The organism is Staphylococcus lugdunensis (assembly GCF_002901705.1).
Classification (GTDB): domain Bacteria; phylum Bacillota; class Bacilli; order Staphylococcales; family Staphylococcaceae; genus Staphylococcus; species Staphylococcus lugdunensis.
Window position 1 is genome coordinate 565,669 of the sequence record NZ_PPPV01000016.1, and the last position, 15,649, is coordinate 581,317.

General features: G+C 33.3%; 16 protein-coding genes and 1 pseudogene. 3 read left to right on the plus strand and 14 right to left on the minus strand.

Going from position 1 to position 15,649, the window contains the following annotated elements; translation table 11 throughout:
* Positions 1 to 2 precede the first annotated feature (2 nt).
* The 9 genes from CD041_RS09450 to CD041_RS09490 all read right to left on the minus strand — a co-directional run bounded on the left by CD041_RS09450 (position 3) and on the right by CD041_RS09490 (position 8,248).
* On the minus strand, positions 3 to 626 hold the full coding sequence (locus CD041_RS09450) for a CatB-related O-acetyltransferase (RefSeq protein WP_002460628.1): 624 nt from the start codon (positions 624 to 626) through the stop codon (positions 3 to 5).
* On the minus strand, positions 623 to 1,750 hold the full coding sequence (gene wecB, locus CD041_RS09455) for a non-hydrolyzing UDP-N-acetylglucosamine 2-epimerase (RefSeq protein WP_070647755.1): 1,128 nt from the start codon (positions 1,748 to 1,750) through the stop codon (positions 623 to 625). The genes CD041_RS09450 and wecB overlap by 4 nt, the downstream gene beginning before the upstream one ends.
* Before the next feature lie 4 nt (positions 1,751 to 1,754).
* Positions 1,755 to 2,864, minus strand: coding sequence for a polysaccharide biosynthesis C-terminal domain-containing protein (locus CD041_RS09460; protein ID WP_070647754.1), 1,110 nt, complete (start codon positions 2,862 to 2,864; stop codon positions 1,755 to 1,757).
* A gap of 11 nt (positions 2,865 to 2,875) precedes the next feature.
* The gene (locus tag CD041_RS09465) at positions 2,876 to 3,898 is read right to left on the minus strand and encodes a nucleoside-diphosphate sugar epimerase/dehydratase (protein ID WP_002492483.1); all 1,023 of its coding nucleotides are present in this window, start codon (positions 3,896 to 3,898) and stop codon (positions 2,876 to 2,878) included.
* Between the two features lie 10 nt (positions 3,899 to 3,908).
* Positions 3,909 to 5,708: a polysaccharide biosynthesis protein gene (locus CD041_RS09470; RefSeq protein WP_002478500.1), complete on the minus strand. Its 1,800-nt coding sequence runs from the start codon at positions 5,706 to 5,708 to the stop codon at positions 3,909 to 3,911.
* Between the two features lie 34 nt (positions 5,709 to 5,742).
* Positions 5,743 to 6,510 carry a tyrosine-protein phosphatase gene (locus CD041_RS09475; RefSeq protein WP_070647753.1) on the minus strand — a complete coding sequence of 256 codons (768 nt, stop codon included), beginning with the start codon at positions 6,508 to 6,510 and terminating at the stop codon, positions 5,743 to 5,745.
* Positions 6,511 to 7,206, minus strand: a complete 696-nt coding sequence (locus CD041_RS09480) for a polysaccharide biosynthesis tyrosine autokinase (RefSeq protein WP_002478499.1) — start codon at positions 7,204 to 7,206, stop codon at positions 6,511 to 6,513.
* Positions 7,207 to 7,217: 11 nt separating this feature from the next.
* Positions 7,218 to 7,880 carry a Wzz/FepE/Etk N-terminal domain-containing protein gene (locus tag CD041_RS09485; protein ID WP_002460638.1) on the minus strand — a complete coding sequence of 221 codons (663 nt, stop codon included), beginning with the start codon at positions 7,878 to 7,880 and terminating at the stop codon, positions 7,218 to 7,220.
* 266 nt (positions 7,881 to 8,146) lie between these two features.
* Positions 8,147 to 8,248, minus strand: coding sequence for an SE2200 family small protein (locus CD041_RS09490; protein WP_002478498.1), 102 nt, complete (start codon positions 8,246 to 8,248; stop codon positions 8,147 to 8,149).
* A 243-nt stretch (positions 8,249 to 8,491) separates the two neighbouring features.
* Between CD041_RS09490 and CD041_RS09495 the strand changes: the two are divergent.
* Positions 8,492 to 9,117: pseudogene (locus CD041_RS09495) on the plus strand (FMN-dependent NADH-azoreductase).
* A 31-nt stretch (positions 9,118 to 9,148) separates the two neighbouring features.
* Here the strand turns inward: CD041_RS09495 and CD041_RS09500 are convergent.
* From CD041_RS09500 to arcA, 4 genes are all read right to left on the minus strand, one after another.
* Complete coding sequence (locus CD041_RS09500; RefSeq protein WP_080606486.1) at positions 9,149 to 9,991, minus strand: poly-gamma-glutamate hydrolase family protein; 843 nt, start codon at positions 9,989 to 9,991, stop codon at positions 9,149 to 9,151.
* A 174-nt stretch (positions 9,992 to 10,165) separates the two neighbouring features.
* Complete coding sequence (locus tag CD041_RS09505; protein WP_002478495.1) at positions 10,166 to 11,305, minus strand: CapA family protein; 1,140 nt, start codon at positions 11,303 to 11,305, stop codon at positions 10,166 to 10,168.
* A 370-nt stretch (positions 11,306 to 11,675) separates the two neighbouring features.
* A complete protein-coding gene (locus CD041_RS09510; protein WP_002478494.1) occupies positions 11,676 to 12,437 on the minus strand; it encodes an alpha/beta hydrolase in 762 nt (253 codons plus the stop codon).
* A 294-nt stretch (positions 12,438 to 12,731) separates the two neighbouring features.
* Positions 12,732 to 13,970, minus strand: a complete 1,239-nt coding sequence (gene arcA, locus CD041_RS09515) for an arginine deiminase (RefSeq protein WP_002492452.1) — start codon at positions 13,968 to 13,970, stop codon at positions 12,732 to 12,734.
* 173 nt (positions 13,971 to 14,143) lie between these two features.
* Here arcA and CD041_RS09520 point away from each other — a divergent pair, with 173 nt between their 5' ends.
* Positions 14,144 to 14,542 (plus strand): YolD-like family protein, encoded by a 399-nt coding sequence (locus CD041_RS09520; protein ID WP_070545665.1) that lies wholly within the window; start codon positions 14,144 to 14,146, stop codon positions 14,540 to 14,542.
* 69 nt (positions 14,543 to 14,611) lie between these two features.
* On the opposite strand, the gene CD041_RS09525 is transcribed toward CD041_RS09520, so the two are convergent.
* Positions 14,612 to 14,926 carry a hypothetical protein gene (locus CD041_RS09525; RefSeq protein ID WP_062078204.1) on the minus strand — a complete coding sequence of 105 codons (315 nt, stop codon included), beginning with the start codon at positions 14,924 to 14,926 and terminating at the stop codon, positions 14,612 to 14,614.
* A 178-nt stretch (positions 14,927 to 15,104) separates the two neighbouring features.
* Here CD041_RS09525 and CD041_RS09530 point away from each other — a divergent pair, with 178 nt between their 5' ends.
* Positions 15,105 to 15,593: a hypothetical protein gene (locus CD041_RS09530; RefSeq protein WP_070647752.1), complete on the plus strand. Its 489-nt coding sequence runs from the start codon at positions 15,105 to 15,107 to the stop codon at positions 15,591 to 15,593.
* Positions 15,594 to 15,649 lie beyond the last annotated feature (56 nt).

Sequence of the window (15,649 nt, forward strand, 5' to 3'; positions counted from 1 at the left end):
TCCTATTCTCTTGAAACTTTTAAGTTAGTTAGTGAAAAGTTTTTTGATTTAAGTTCATTAGGACTCATTAACCACCATTTGCTTTCAAGCAATTTATTAATTGTCTCATCGTCAAACCTTTTTTTGATCGTTTTAGCAGGCACACCACCTACGATTTCATATGGTTCAACATTTCTAGTAACAATTGCACCAGCTGCTATCACGGCTCCGTTCCCTATTTGTATACCATCAAGAACAATGACATTAGCACCTATCCAAACATCATGTCCAACAATTGTCTTGTTGGGGCTGTCATCAAATTTAAAATAGGCCTCTTTAATACCAAAAGGATTATTATTAGAATAAAAGATAGGTGAACTACTAAAAAATTCTAATGGATGCTTTCCTAAACCCATTTTTACATCTGATGATATTGAGCAATAGTTTCCTATCTCAACATGATTAAAATCACTTCCAAAACCAATGTAACTATATTTTCCAATTGTTGAATTTCTAATTTTACAAAATCTGTCTACATAATTATTACCTTTAAAAGTAGAATTAGTAACATATGCTAATCTGTTAATTTTTACATTTTTTTCTTTTGACGAAGATGACTTTAATAAACCCATTAATTTATTTATCATAACTTCCTCCAAGTATTACGGTTAATGATATCTTTGTAACTTTGTATAATTTTAACGACTTTTGTTGACACGTTTGTATCTTTGTAATCAATCGCATCAATCATAGGTTCGTTGTTTTCTTCCATTGCTTTTGCAAGTTCTACGGATTGTACTAAATTATTAAATGAAATGCCTCCAACAATCACGGTACCTTTGTCTAAAACTTCTGGTCTCTCTGTTGATGTTCGAATGAGCACACCTGGGAATTTTAAAATTGATGATTCTTCAGACAGTGTGCCACTATCAGATAGTACGACAAAAGCATTTTTTTGTAGTGCATTGTAATCAAAAAATCCAAATGGCTTAAGTTGTCTTACTAATGGATGAAATTTAAATTCTCTTTCTTCTATCTTTTTCCAGCTTCTTGGATGTGTTGAATAAATAACTGGTATTTGGTAATTTTCTGCAATATCATTAATCGCATTCATAAGTGATAAAAAGTTTGCTTCATTATCAATATTTTCTTCTCGATGTGCAGATACTAATATATAATTTTGAGGTTCTAATTCTAATTTTGTTAAAATATCACTTTCCTCAATTTTATATAAGTATTCTTCTAATACTTCTTTCATTGGAGATCCTGTAACAAAAATGTTTTGCTTTGGAAAACCTTCATCTAATAAGTAGCGTCGGCTATGTTCTGTATAAGGTAAATTAACATCACTGACATGATCGACAATTTTACGGTTAATTTCTTCAGGTACATTTTGATCGAAACATCTATTCCCCGCTTCCATATGGAATACTGGAATTTTTAATCTTTTGGCTGATACCGCTGCTAAACAGCTGTTTGTATCGCCTAAAATAAGTAATGCATCTGGGCGTTCTTTTGCTAACACTTCATATGATTTAGCTAAAATGTTTCCCATCGTTTCACCTAAATGATTACCTACCGCTTCAAGATAATAATCTGGCTCTCTTAACTCTAAATCTTCAAAGAATACTTGATTTAGTGTGTAATCATAATTTTGCCCTGTATGGACTAATACTTGGTTAAAGTACTTATCACATGCTTTAATTGTTGCAGATAATCGAATAATTTCTGGTCTTGTACCAACAATTGTCATTAATTTTAATTTTTTCATTCAACTAGACCTCCAAAAAGTATGTGTCTGGATTATTTGGATCAAAAATTTCGTTTACCCACATGATAGTCACCATATCTGTATCGCCTAAGTTCTCGATATTATGTGTGTAACCAACTGGAATATCAACCACTTCCAACTTATCTCCTGAAACGTAATATTCAATAACGTCATCGTCGTCAACTTTTCTAAAACGAATCACACCTTGCCCCGAAACTACTAAAAATTTTTCATTTTTAGTATGGTGCCAATGATTGCCTTTTACTATTCCAGGTTTAGAAATGTTAACTGAAACTTGGCCTCTATCTTTTGTTTTAAAAATTTCTGTAAAAGAGCCTCTGTGGTCTACATTCATTTTCAAAGGATAACTAAAGTCTTCTTTAGGTAAATAACTTAAAAATGTGCTATACAATGCTCTTTCAAACGGATCTTCGGTATTAGGAAGTGCTTTATCGTTTGGAATTTCTTTATACTGAAATAAAAGTTCAGCAATCTTACCTAATTTAACCTCATAGACATTGGCAACTTTAGGCTCGCCATTTTCTATATTTGGCTTACCATTAATCGCGTTTTCAAATTCTTTGACAACATCATCAATGTAGTTAAGCTTAAGTATTACATTTTTATCATTCACTTGAATCTCTTCATCTCTAGCGATTTTGTAACAAAATGTTGCAATAACAGAATTGTAGTTTGGCTTACACCACTTACCAAATAAGTTAGGCAAACGATAAATTAACACATTATTACCATTATCTTTGGAAAATTGTTCAAGTACTGCTTCACCTTGGCGTTTACTGTTTCCATATGGATTATCATTTTCTGCTTGAACAGATGAAGATAAAATAATATCTGGCTTCTTCGGATTATCTTTTAAGATGTCTAATACTTCTTTCAGAAAATCAACATTGCCTTCTTTAAATTCAACTTCATTTTGTGGTCTGTTGATACCTGCTAAATGAACAACTGAATCAGCTTCTAACAAATATTTTTTTACATCTTCTGCGTCAGTCTGTCTATTAATTTCAAGAATGTCATTATCTGTAGTTGCTTTCAAATCTGCTTTTAAGTTCTTTCCTACAAAACCATTCGAGCCAGTTATAACGATTTTCAATGTAAACCCACCTAACCTTGTTTATAGTTACTTAATTCAGTTCTTACATATTCTAAAGATAATAATTTTTCCTTAATTTCTTCTACTGTTAATATATTCGTATTATCAGAATTATACTCGTATGCCTCTGTAATCTCTTTATTACCATCTTCATAATAGTTACTATAATTTAAGTCCCTAGAATCTGCTGGGATACGGAAGTAATCTCCCATATCTTCACATTGTGCATATTCTTCTCTAGTTAAAAGTGTCTCAGCTTTCTTTTCACCATGTCTTGTGCCAATAATTTTTATTTCATTATCCGCTTCAAACAATTGTAATAGCGCTTCAGCTAAGTCGCCGACTGTTGAGCTTGGTGCTTTTTGAACCATAATGTCACCCGTTTTGGCATATTTAAATGCATGTACTACGAGTTCAACTGCCTCTTCTAAACTCATTAAAAATCGTGTCATGTTAGGATCTGTTATTGTTAAAGGCTCACCAGCTTTTATTTTTTCAATAAATAATGGAATAACTGACCCTCTTGATGCCATAACATTGCCGTATCTCGTACCACAAATTAATGATTGCTCACCATCAACATTTCTAGATTTGGAAACAAAGACTTTTTCCATCATTGCTTTTGAAATACCCATCGCATTAATCGGATAAGCAGCTTTATCTGTTGATAAACAAATGACTTTTTTCACTTTATTACGAATTGCATTTTGAAGTACATTTTCTGTTCCAATAATATTCGTTTTTACAGCTTCCATAGGGAAAAACTCACAAGATGGAACTTGTTTCAATGCAGCGGCATGAAACACATAATCAACATCTCTCATTGCAGTTTCAACACTATGCGAATCTCTTACGTCTCCAATATAGAACTTTAATTTGGCATTGTTGTATTTTTTTCTCATGTCATCTTGCTTTTTCTCATCTCTGGAGAAAACTCTTATTTCTTTAATATCAGTATCAAGAAATCTTTCCATAACTGCATTTCCAAATGACCCTGTTCCTCCAGTTATTAGTAGCACTTTATCTTTAAACATATTAAGTCTCCTAATCATTAGCAATTTTGATTATTTTTTCTTTCTTAAAATCTTTCACTAAATCATTGATGATTGCTTCTACTTCGTCTTTAGAAAAGTTTCTTACTTTGCCTCTATAAATCTTTTCATAAACTTGCTCAGGATGTATTTCATTTTCATTCAGTAATTCTTCGTACATCTTTTCACCTGGACGAATACCAGTAAATTTAATTTGAATATCATCTTCGGATTTTCCACTTAATCTAATTAAATTTTTTGCTAAATCAACAATCTTAACAGGTTCGCCCATATCTAAAACAAATATTTCTCCACCTTGTGCTAAGGCACCAGCTTGTAACACAAGTCTTGAAGCCTCTGGAATCGTCATGAAATATCTCGTCATATCAGGATGTGTTACTGTAACTGGACCACCAGCTTCAATTTGTTTTTTAAATAATGGGATTACTGAACCACGTGAACCTAATACATTACCAAAACGAACAGCTACGAAATCGGTTTTACTATTTTCTTCATTTAAACTTTGAACAACCATTTCAGCTAAACGTTTTGACGCGCCCATCACATTTGGTGGATTTACAGCTTTATCTGTAGAAATCATGACGAATTTTCTGACCCCTGCAGTTTTAGCAGCTATCGCGACATTTCGTGTACCTAAAACGTTATTTCTAAATGCTTCAATTGGATTGTATTCCATTAAAGGTACGTGTTTATGCGCAGCAGCGTGATATACGGCATATGGCTTATACCGATTCATCACATCTTGAATGCGTTCTGGATTTTGTACATCGGCTATAATTGGAATAATTCTAATTTTATCTTTGTAAATTGCATTTAATTCTTGATGAATAAGATAAATACTATTTTCGCCGTGCCCTAATAACAGAATACAATCAGGTTCAAACTTACAAACTTGTCTACATATCTCAGAGCCAATCGAACCACCAGCACCGGTAACCATTATCGTTTTATGCGTTAGTTCTTTTGAAATCATAGCCATATCCAATTCAACTGGTTCACGCCCAAGTAAATCTTCTACCTCTACACGTTTTAATTGATTAACTTCTAGTTCACCAACTAATACTTGTTCAATGCTAGGCATTTTAAACAATTCTATGCCAGTGCTATTACAAATATCGTTAATTTCTTTTAGGCGATTAGGCTTGAGTGTTGGAATAGCAATAATAATACGCTTAATGCGGAATTTATTTACTAAATTAGGGATATCATCAATTGTCCCTTGTACTTTTACACCGTCTGCTATGGTAAGTTTTCTTTTTTGAGGATCATCATCCACTGCCAATACCGGTTCTAGCCCCATTTCAGGACTTCTTAACATTTGGCGAATAAGTAAAGAACCACCTCGTCCAGCCCCGACAATAAGGGTTGGTTTTTTCTTTTGATGTTTGCCAACGACAAATTTTCGTGTCACTCTCCATGAAATACGGGAACCTCCGATTAATATTAACACCATCATCCATGTAATAAGATATAATCTAAAGAACGGTGGGTGCCCCGTAAATACTGGAACTAATATGACTGTAGCTAAAATAGAACAAGTCACTGACTCTACTATGATTAATAATTCATTTACACTGGCATACTCCCATGCACGATGGTATAAGTTAAAAATATAAGCAAATACATGATGCGCGATTAATAGCAATATCGAAGTCAAAATTAGAATTTTATTGGCGTATCCTTTGAAAAAAGGCTCCAAAATGTTATAACAAATAAAAACTGAAAATGCTACAATCAACGAGTCTATTATAATTAAAGCAAAAAGCCTTACTCGAGCATTTAATTTGTTCACATGTTTTCATCTCCTCATCCATCATGCGTATAAATTAAAATAAACCAAACAATTTTTTATGCTTATATTCTTGAAGTGGTTGTTTTTTTACTATATTTTCATTTTTGATGACAGATTTTGCATTATTCATAAAATTTTTTATGTTTTCTTCATATTCTTGTAAATTTTTATTGCTAAACAAACTATTCATGATAAAAGGTCTTTGGGTGACATGGTGTGCATCTGAAGCTATGAAATGGGATAAATTATTTTCAATCATTTGAATGGACAATTTTTGCACTTTTTTTCCAAGTTTTCCCATTAACGAGGCTGAAGTAAGCTGGCTGAACGCACCCGAATTTATAAGTTCATATAAAACATCTAAGTCTTGGGTGATGACCTTATTCCTCTCTGGATGGGCAATGATGGGGATATAACCATTCGACTGTAAATCAAAGAAAAGACGTTTTGTATAGTGTGGAACACTATTTGACGGCAACTCTATTAATAAATAGTTAGAGTTATTTAATCCAATGGCATCTCCTTTTTGTAATAAGGACAGTATTTGATCTGTTATTCTTATTTCTTGTCCTGGATAAAGCTTGATACCTAAATCTTTGACTTCATCCATATCTAAGAGTTGTTCTAAACTTTCTTTAACCTGACTATAACTGTTATCATATTGGGGACTTAAGTGATGTGGTGTCGCAACAATCTCTGTAACCCCTTCATTCTTCGCTTGAGTTAATAAAGTAATGGCATCTTCTTTAGTTTTAGGACCATCGTCCACATTAATCAAAATATGATTATGTATATCAATCATTTATTCATCATCTCCGTAATAATAATAACTAGATGATTTTTCTTTAGGTGTTTTATTTAACACTGCTCCTATTACACGTCCTCCTACTTTTTCAATTAATTCTTTTGCTTTCTTCACTTCATTTTTATTATTATTCTGTACATCAATGATCATGACGCATTCAGGTACGTATCTTAAATAAACCTGCGCATCTGTAACTGAAATGACTGGTGGTGTATCAATTAAAATGAAGTCATATATTTCATTTAAATCACGTAATATGTTCTCAAATGCGGCAGAACCAATTAATTCAGATGGATTAGGTGGTGTGGGACCTGCTGTCATTAAGTCAAGATTCTTTACTCTCGTCTTGATAATCGATTTATCAAAGTTAGACTTTCCTATGATTAAATTTGATAATCCATCATAATTCGTCGTTTCAAAATGATAATGTTGCGTGGGCTTTCTCATATCTCCATCTATGATTAATGTTTTATATCCTGCTTGTGCATATGTGATTGCAATATTCGCTGAAATAATACTTTTACCTGCAGCTGGCTTTTCAGAAGTAACAATGATACTTTGAACTTCTTCTACACCTGAAAACATGATATTAGAGCGTATACCTCTAACTTTTTCACTCACGATTGATTTAGAATTATCTTCAGTAAACAATGGCGTATTTAAATTTTTTCGTTTCTCATTCTTTTTAGTCATACTTTCGTCTCCTATTTCAATTTATGGATTGAACCTAGAACTGGAATGTCCAACTCTCTAATAACATCTTCTTCTGTTTTAATTCTTCTATCAAATAATTCTTTAAAAATGATAATTACAATAGTGAGTACTAAGCCTAATACAAGTCCTATTGCTAAGTTTTGCGACAAATTAGGTGAAACTTTGGATGCAGTTCCATCTGCTTTCGATAATATCGAAACGTTATCTATATCCATGATTTTCGGCATATCTTTACTAAATACACTTACAATTTCATTTGCTATGCGTTCTGCGTCTGCCTTGCTATGATTTTCAACACTTACATTTAAAATTTGTGAGTCAGCTTGTTTTGTGACTGTAAGCATGTTGCCAATTTCACTTGCAGAGAGATTTTTATCTTTTTTCGCTACGTCTTCTAATATACGTGGACTCTTAAGAATTTCAGAATACGTATTAACAAGTTGAATATTACTTTGAACTTCTTGAGCCCTGTATTGTTCATTGCTTTCTTTTTGGTTTACTAACACTTGTGTATTTGCCTCATATTTAGGCTTCATTAAAAATATAGTTATTAATAAGCTTATAACTACAAAAACCACAGGTATTAAAATAAATAACTTCCAATTCTTTTTTAGTGCAGTTATAAACATCGATAAATCAAGCGTTTTTTCCATTTTGACCTCCAGCAGTAATTTGAATTTTTGTATTTATTTGTGAAATTATCTAGTATGTTTAGAATTACTCTTTATATCTAAGTATTATAAACTTTTTTAAGAAATATACAATTACATTTAATCCTACAATAACTTTTATAAATTAAATTTAATTTTTTGTAAACATCATGTAAATTTTCACTATAAAGTTGCGATTTACACTGCCCATCCTATAAAACAAAAGCCAGGATATTTTCTAGATGTGAAAATATCCTGGCTTGTTGTTTTTAATATTCAATATTTGGCATTTTATTTACTTTCTCTTGATATTTTTTGAAAGCTACAAAACCAACTGCACCTAATATAATTGTAATGAATAGACCTTTCATTCTTGTCACTCCTTTTGGTAAATCAAAATTCAAACTCTTCACGTGTCGTGTGAAAGCTTCATATACCTATTATACACATTTATCTTCTATTTTTAAAAATAAGAATTCTATTTTATGTATCACTTATCAATAATATCAATCATACATACGCCATTAGTATGATTTTAAAACAAAGTGCTTGCGCTATATGCAATTATAAGTATAATAATTATATCTAAATCACAATTTAAAGGAGCTCAACTCATGTCTAAATTACTCTATATTACTGCACATCCATTAGATGAACTGGCATCTAACTCTATGGCAGCTGGTAAAGCCTTTTTAAACGCTTATAAAGAACAACATGCTCAAGATGACATCGTGCATATCGATTTATTCAATACTTACATTCCACTCATTGACAAAGATGTCTTAACAGGATGGGGTAAAGCAGCAAACGGTGAAACACTTAACGGTGATGAAAAAGAAAAAATTGAACGTTTAGCTGAAATTCTTGATGAATTTTTAAGCGCTGATAAATATGTATTCGTGTCACCAATGTGGAATTTATCATTCCCTCCTGTATTAAAAGCTTATATTGACGCTATTACTGTTGCCGTAAAACATTCAAATACACAGCAGAAGGCCCACAAGGTTTATTAACAGATAAAAAAGTACTACATATCCAATCTCGTGGTGGATATTATAGTGAAGGCCCCGCAGCTGAAATGGAATCTGGTGACCGTTACTTGAAAACAATTATGACTTTCTTAGGAGTGCCATCATATGAGAATGTCATTATTGAAGGTCACAATGCAGAACCAGAAAAAACAGAAGAAATCAAAGCAGCTAGTCTAGCAAAAGCTACAGAAGTTGCTAAAAACTTCTAATAAATTTTATTTAAAAAGCACGTCCGACCATTTAATCTGAGTCAGACGTGCTTTTCTTATGTTCTATTTCATCTATTGCGCGATCAATAGCGTCTGCAAAAACATACATACGCTTTGTAAAATCTTGATGCTTATCCTTAGCGATATGATTAAAATTATCATTGACGAAAAAAGATTTGCGCAATGCAGTGGTGAGCTCCAATTGTACTCCTGCATGCTTTAAATCCTTGTTGACAAAGTTACCTGTCAGTTCGCCACCAAGATATGTTGGCGCAGGTTTAACAACAAAATGTGACTTAATCAATTGCTTTTGAATGGCTAATTTTAAAGGTGTGTCCAATCCCCCAATATAGACAATCGGGTGATTCCCTTTTGCGCCATGTATCGCAACGGCATATTCTTGCTTTTGAAGCATCTTTAATAGTTGAGGATCATTATAATGCGCCGACGTTACATGTAAACGTTCTGCATGATGACGCAAAGCTATAAATGAATAGAAATTATAATGGTTCTTTCGTGCAACAAGTCGCGATAATTCCGTTGTTCCTTTTTCAATATTACCCCCGTGCGGTGCAATAATGATTGCATCGCTCTTTGTATGTATGACTTCTTTCTTCCAATCTCGCCCTTCTTTAGTATGAGCAAATAATTGAGTCATTGATTTAAAGTAATCTGGACGTCTCACATCTGGGACAGGAACTTTATCTGGTGCTAATTGTGCTAGTTCACCACGATTAAATACTCCGTGATGTAACTCTGCTGTTGTCCTATGATAAAAAATTGCTAAACATACGCATATAATGGTAATGAATATCATAACAAACAGAAATATTTTTTTATTATTTGTGCGTTGTTTGGCTTTTTGTGGTGACATATTTTATCTCCAATATCAATTTATAGCTTTTATATTAGCTTATTCACAAGAAAAAACAAATCTTTCCTGTTATATTTAATGAAAACGTTAGAGCTTTTCACATATACTTTAACATGATTTTACGTTAGCTCAATGGTTGGATGACAGGCGATGTTTCTCGTGAAACGTGACGCACTAAATACTTTGTGCGTCTAAAAATTCATCATCAATAATGCTTTTAGTCATTTGCTGTAAGTGTGGGATGTCCCATTGACTTTGTATATTTTGGCGTAAGGCATGTTTCTCAGCCAACGCCGGTGTATAATCGTGTAAATTATATAATACAAAATGTTTGCGCGTACGTTTATCCATAGGCTTACTTTGTTCATAATGGTTAACCATGCTGCGCCATTTTACGTTGTTCACGGTAACACCTTTAGAAGTTTTTTCTAAATTAAAATTCAACCGTCCTAATAATTGGTTCCATTCCGTTGAAGTATATTGCCCGTTTAAGAAATTACCAAGTGAATATGCCACTAACGTTTGATGCTGATTTTTTCCTTTTACCCATTTAACCGGTTGAATGACATGTGGATGCATTCCTAAAACAACGTCAACACCTTCATCTGCAAATAACTGCGCATACTTTTGTTGCTTCTCATTCGGCATTGTATGATTCTCATTGCCCCAATGTGCTGAAACAATTACCGCATCACTATGTTCCTTTGCTTTGCGCACATCTTTTTTTATCGTTGCTTCATCAAAGGTTTTTACTGTATAAGGATATTGAGATATTTGGCCATTTGTACCATATGTATAGCAAAGTAAGCTTACAGTAATACCATTTCTCGTAATTGTATGTACCGCTTCGCTTTCTTTTTGAGACTTGAAAACACCAGAAAACAACACGTCATGGCGATAGGGTTTCCAAGCATTTATATGATTGGTTACTCCTGAATCACCTTGATCCAGTGAATGGTTGTTTGCACCATTTATGATGTTAAACCCACTATCTACAATGGCTTTAGTTACATCACTCGGTGTATTAAATTGTTTAAATCCTGAGTACGGCTTATCATCTCCACCAATCGGTGATTCTTGATTCACATACGCGAAGTCTGCTTGTTGAATATTTGATTTCACATGCTTGTACATAGGTTTAAAATCATATTTATTCGAACCTACTTTAGCATCGTTATAAACAACTGGATGTATTAAATTATCACCAACAGCTACGACAGATGCTGAGGCATTAACCTTTGTGGTTAAAGTTAAATAACTCATTATCAACATTAAAACTAAGGCAATCACACATACAATACGATACTTCTGCATACACATACCTCCTAACATGCATTTTTAGCGGCCCAAAATCCAATTTATCTACTTTTTAATTCTATAATATATTCTAATTACATTCAATTTTAATAATCGTAATAAAACACCACTATTATATAATACAAATAATGATAAATTGCAAAGTTATGTTTATGATATGATTACTATTTTTAATTTTGATGAATTAATTTAGTCGTATATTTCAGTAGCACGCGCTAAGGAATGTAATGCCTTAGTAGGTTTTCGTAGCATGACATCTTTGCATCATGATGACAATAAACTTAAAACTATATATATGTGACCAATGCAATATAAGCGAAATATAAAAAATACCCTCCTATTTTACTATGGAAGGTATTTTAATGGATTAATCATTAACAAACCATGCTAAGGCACGCGCAATACTTTTATCCCAATAAGTGTAATCATGGGCGCCTGGACTAGGTTCAAAACGATAAGGAATCTGTTTATCTGCTAGATAGTCAATAAATGTTAAGTTATCTTGGTACAGAAAATCTTCGGTTCCGCACTGAATAAATAATTCTGGAAGTGTTTCTTCTCGTGCCACTGCTGCATCAACCAAATGATATGTATCTAAATTTGTGCCTTTAACATTAGTATGTTCGCCTGTAATTGCTTGCGGATGATAGTCTGTCCATTCTAAATCAATCAAGGTTTGTGCTTGAAAGACGGCAGACATTGGTGCTGCTTTGGAAAATAAATGACTTTGTGTCAGTGCAAATTTCATCGTTCCATAACCACCCATAGAATGACCAGCAATAAAGTTATCCTCACGACGCGTTGATAGAGGAAAAATTTGATGCACATAATGATACACTTCTAAAATATAGTCATAATAACGATGGCCATACGCCATATTGGCATAAGCACTATGATCAGCATTAGGCATAATAATGGCCAATTGATGTGATTCTGCATAGCGTTCAATGCTTGTAAATCTCATATATGATGTGGCATCACTTGATAATCCATGTAGCAGCATAACCGTTTTAAGTGGTTTAGCAATTCCATCACTTTTAAAAAAACTCGTATCTTCTGGTAGAATAACTGTTAAATTTTGATTCATGCCAATCGTTGGCGATTGATAATTTAATGTAATATAAGCCATCTTGATGTTCATTCCTCTCATTATCAATAGATTATTCTAATCATATCATTTTACACTTTAGCACGCTATTTGGTCTCTTTTAAAATCAAACAATGCTCAGACATTCATATCAATTAAAATCTGTATACAGCTCAAAAAATAAGGCCCTATCGTATAGTCTAATAAACTTTATTAAACCAAAATAATGAGGGGCCTTATATATTACAATCATAATCTTGCTCATATTGCTATACATGATTTTCCAATATTTTTCCGTGTTATAGCATTATAATCATATCAGAAAGAACCACTTTGCTAATCTATCTCTTCTCTATATAAAGGCTGACTCATACATCTTGGACCTCCGCGACCACGCACGAGTTCACTACCTCTAATTTCAATCACTTTAATCCCTTTTTCACGTAATAATTGGTTAGATACATAATTGCGATTATATGTAATAACCACTCCTGGACGAATGCATAATGTGTTAGAACCATCATTCCATTGTTCTCGAGCACCATCGATAATATCTCCATTACCTGTAGGAATAAATTCAATTTCTTCGATACCAAGTGCCTGCTCTAATGTCGCTTTTAAATCGCTTGACCGTGTAATTTGAATATCATCACCTTGTGTGTTTTGCTCAATAGTAAAGATATTCATATTTTGTTCTTTCTTGAAAATAGCTGCATGCATCGTAAATTTATCATAATCAATCATTGTAAAGACAGTATCCAAGTGCATAAAGGTACGACTATTAGGAATTTCTATCGCTAATACTTTTGTGAATGTTGCATCTGCATTAAATAAGACTTGCCGTGCTAAACGTTCAATCGCTTGGGCAGACGTGCGTTCGGAAATTCCAATAGCTAATACTTCTTTAGATAATACGAGTTCATCCCCACCTTCAATATTAAATGGTGTCTGTCGATCCAACCATACTGGAATATCTTCATCTTTAAAACGAGGATGATACTTTAATATATATGACATAAAAATAGACTCTCGACGGCGTGCACCAAAATACATGCGGTTTACTGTCATCCCATGTCCAATAGAAGCTTGTGGATCACGTGTAAAGTATAAATTTGGCATTGGGTCTAAATAAAATGGGTATAAATCATCAATATATTCCACTAAATGAATTGATTTTAATTTAATTTCTTCTTTGCGAACACCAGACATGATTTTTTCAATCAATTCCTCATTAGTCAATGTAGCAAAGTAGGCTTTAATTTCTTGTTCATGTCCGAGAATCGTTTCTGGACATTCTGTCAACACCTCTTCAATAAATTGTGCACGTACGTTCGGCTCTACAATTGCTTCGGCTGCTAATTGCTCCAAATATAGTACTTCTACACCTTCATCCCGCAATGTTTGTGCAAAATGATCATGCTCTTCTTGAGCCACTTTTAAATATGGAATATCATCAAACAATAGACCACTTAAATGATCCGGTATTAAATTTTCTAATTCTTTCCCCGGTCGTTTTAGCAATACAGTTTTTAATGTTCCAATTTCACTATTCACTTGAATAGGACCATGTGACATAAATTCATTTCCCCTTTGTTCAATCAATCATGATATGCATAAAGTCTTTCTACGAATTACCTATACCCTATTAATCCACTTCTATGTCCTGCGATTATTTATATTTTTGAAAATTGTAGTTTTCTATTTAAATTTACGAACATATGTTCTATAATGAGTTCGAGGTGATAACTATGATTCCTAAACAATATCGACATGAAACCGATTATCGAAAAATACCAAGAGAATACTTAGACAGTAATATTCCACAAGGTCGTGGTATCGTCAAATGGGCACCGTTTGCGACAATGCCAGAGCAATATCAACAGCTGCGTGACTATATCGAAGAACAAAATAAAATTGACATGCCCAGCTTATCTGAAGACCAATTAACACTCATCAATCGCAATTTAACAACGAAATTCGTCCACCAGCAACTCGCTATTATTAGTTATTGGCGCAGTGGTTATATCCATTCAATCTCTGGCTATATTAAACATATTGACACGCAACAGCAATATATTGTTATAAGTAATGAGCGTGGCAATGAAACAATGAACTTGGATTTTAATGTCTTATGTAATGTGGAATAACCTCAAATGTCTAGACGAAAAAATAGCTATGAAGACGTCTTTTATCACTGTCTTCATAGACTACTTATATTATTTACTTGTTGTAAATCTCGCATCGCTCATATCTACTTCAACTACTTTGCCATGTTTAACAAAGCATGTAACTCCTAAACCCTTTTTTGTTGATTTATAGACGAACAGGCTTATATCTTTTCTATTTGTATCATCTTTAACTTTTTTCAAGTTGTTACCATAAGCTTTAACTAACTTGTCATATGTTAAGTTACCTTTAACGACAAATTGAACTTTACTCGCTTTACGACCATTCGCTGTAACACCAGTGAACTTTTGATTATACTTTTCTACTACTTTCTTACTGTGAGTTGGGAGCAGGACAGAGTTCATAGCTAATCTTAGTATGTCTCCTACATATTAGACTTTAGCCTTATATGAAAATTAAGTCGAAATCATTTTTTTAATAGTGTAAAATGATAAAGCATACATTATTTGCATCATAAAACTCAATACATAGATATAAGGTGAAGTTTAATACATAATCATTTAGACGATGGAGGCATTATTTTTGAAAAAAGTATTAGCAGCTATAACTATTTTATTACTCGTTGTTGCTTTAGGCTTTTCTGTGTTTTTTGCAGCTACGACAACGCATCATTCAACTTCCGACCAGAAAGACAAGGTTGAATCTACTAAGGAAAAGAATGATACACACAAAGACAACAGCCCTGAAGACGATGCACAATTAGACACACCGCAGTCGGCAAACAATGCTACTACAGCACCTTCCAACAATGGACAAAATGTTCAGCAACAGGCACCTCAATATCATTATCAACAACAGCAACCTGTAAAATCTCAACAGTCTGCTGAGCAACAAAAATCAAATGAAACACCTAAGACAAATAACAATGCGAATTCAAACCACGGCAACAACGCTAAGTCACAACAGCACAGTGGCCAAGGTGGTGGCGGTAATGATAGTGATAGTAATACTAACCGTTCTGCTTCCCATTCTTCCGCTGCATCTACTACACAATCTAAAACGAACCATTAACAAATAAAGCGCATGCCTCGTGTCGACATCATATCATCACGAGGCATGCGCTTTTC

Bases quoted from the DNA above. Each gene is read 5' to 3' on its own strand.
- CD041_RS09450 (WP_002460628.1), bottom strand. From the start codon at position 626: ATGATAAATAAATTAATGGGTTTATTAAAGTCATCTTCGTCAAAAGAA.
- wecB (WP_070647755.1), bottom strand. From the start codon at position 1,750: ATGAAAAAATTAAAATTAATGACAATTGTTGGTACAAGACCAGAAATT.
- CD041_RS09465 (WP_002492483.1), bottom strand. From the start codon at position 3,898: ATGTTTAAAGATAAAGTGCTACTAATAACTGGAGGAACAGGGTCATTT.
- CD041_RS09475 (WP_070647753.1), bottom strand. From the start codon at position 6,510: ATGATTGATATACATAATCATATTTTGATTAATGTGGACGATGGTCCT.
- CD041_RS09480 (WP_002478499.1), bottom strand. From the start codon at position 7,206: ATGACTAAAAAGAATGAGAAACGAAAAAATTTAAATACGCCATTGTTT.
- CD041_RS09485 (WP_002460638.1), bottom strand. From the start codon at position 7,880: ATGGAAAAAACGCTTGATTTATCGATGTTTATAACTGCACTAAAAAAG.
- CD041_RS09490 (WP_002478498.1), bottom strand. From the start codon at position 8,248: ATGAAAGGTCTATTCATTACAATTATATTAGGTGCAGTTGGTTTTGTA.
- CD041_RS09500 (WP_080606486.1), bottom strand. From the start codon at position 9,991: ATGTCACCACAAAAAGCCAAACAACGCACAAATAATAAAAAAATATTT.
- CD041_RS09505 (WP_002478495.1), bottom strand. From the start codon at position 11,305: ATGCAGAAGTATCGTATTGTATGTGTGATTGCCTTAGTTTTAATGTTG.
- CD041_RS09510 (WP_002478494.1), bottom strand. From the start codon at position 12,437: ATGGCTTATATTACATTAAATTATCAATCGCCAACGATTGGCATGAAT.
- arcA (WP_002492452.1), bottom strand. From the start codon at position 13,970: ATGTCACATGGTCCTATTCAAGTGAATAGTGAAATTGGAACATTAAAA.
- CD041_RS09520 (WP_070545665.1), top strand. From the start codon at position 14,144: ATGATTCCTAAACAATATCGACATGAAACCGATTATCGAAAAATACCA.
- CD041_RS09525 (WP_062078204.1), bottom strand. From the start codon at position 14,926: ATGAACTCTGTCCTGCTCCCAACTCACAGTAAGAAAGTAGTAGAAAAG.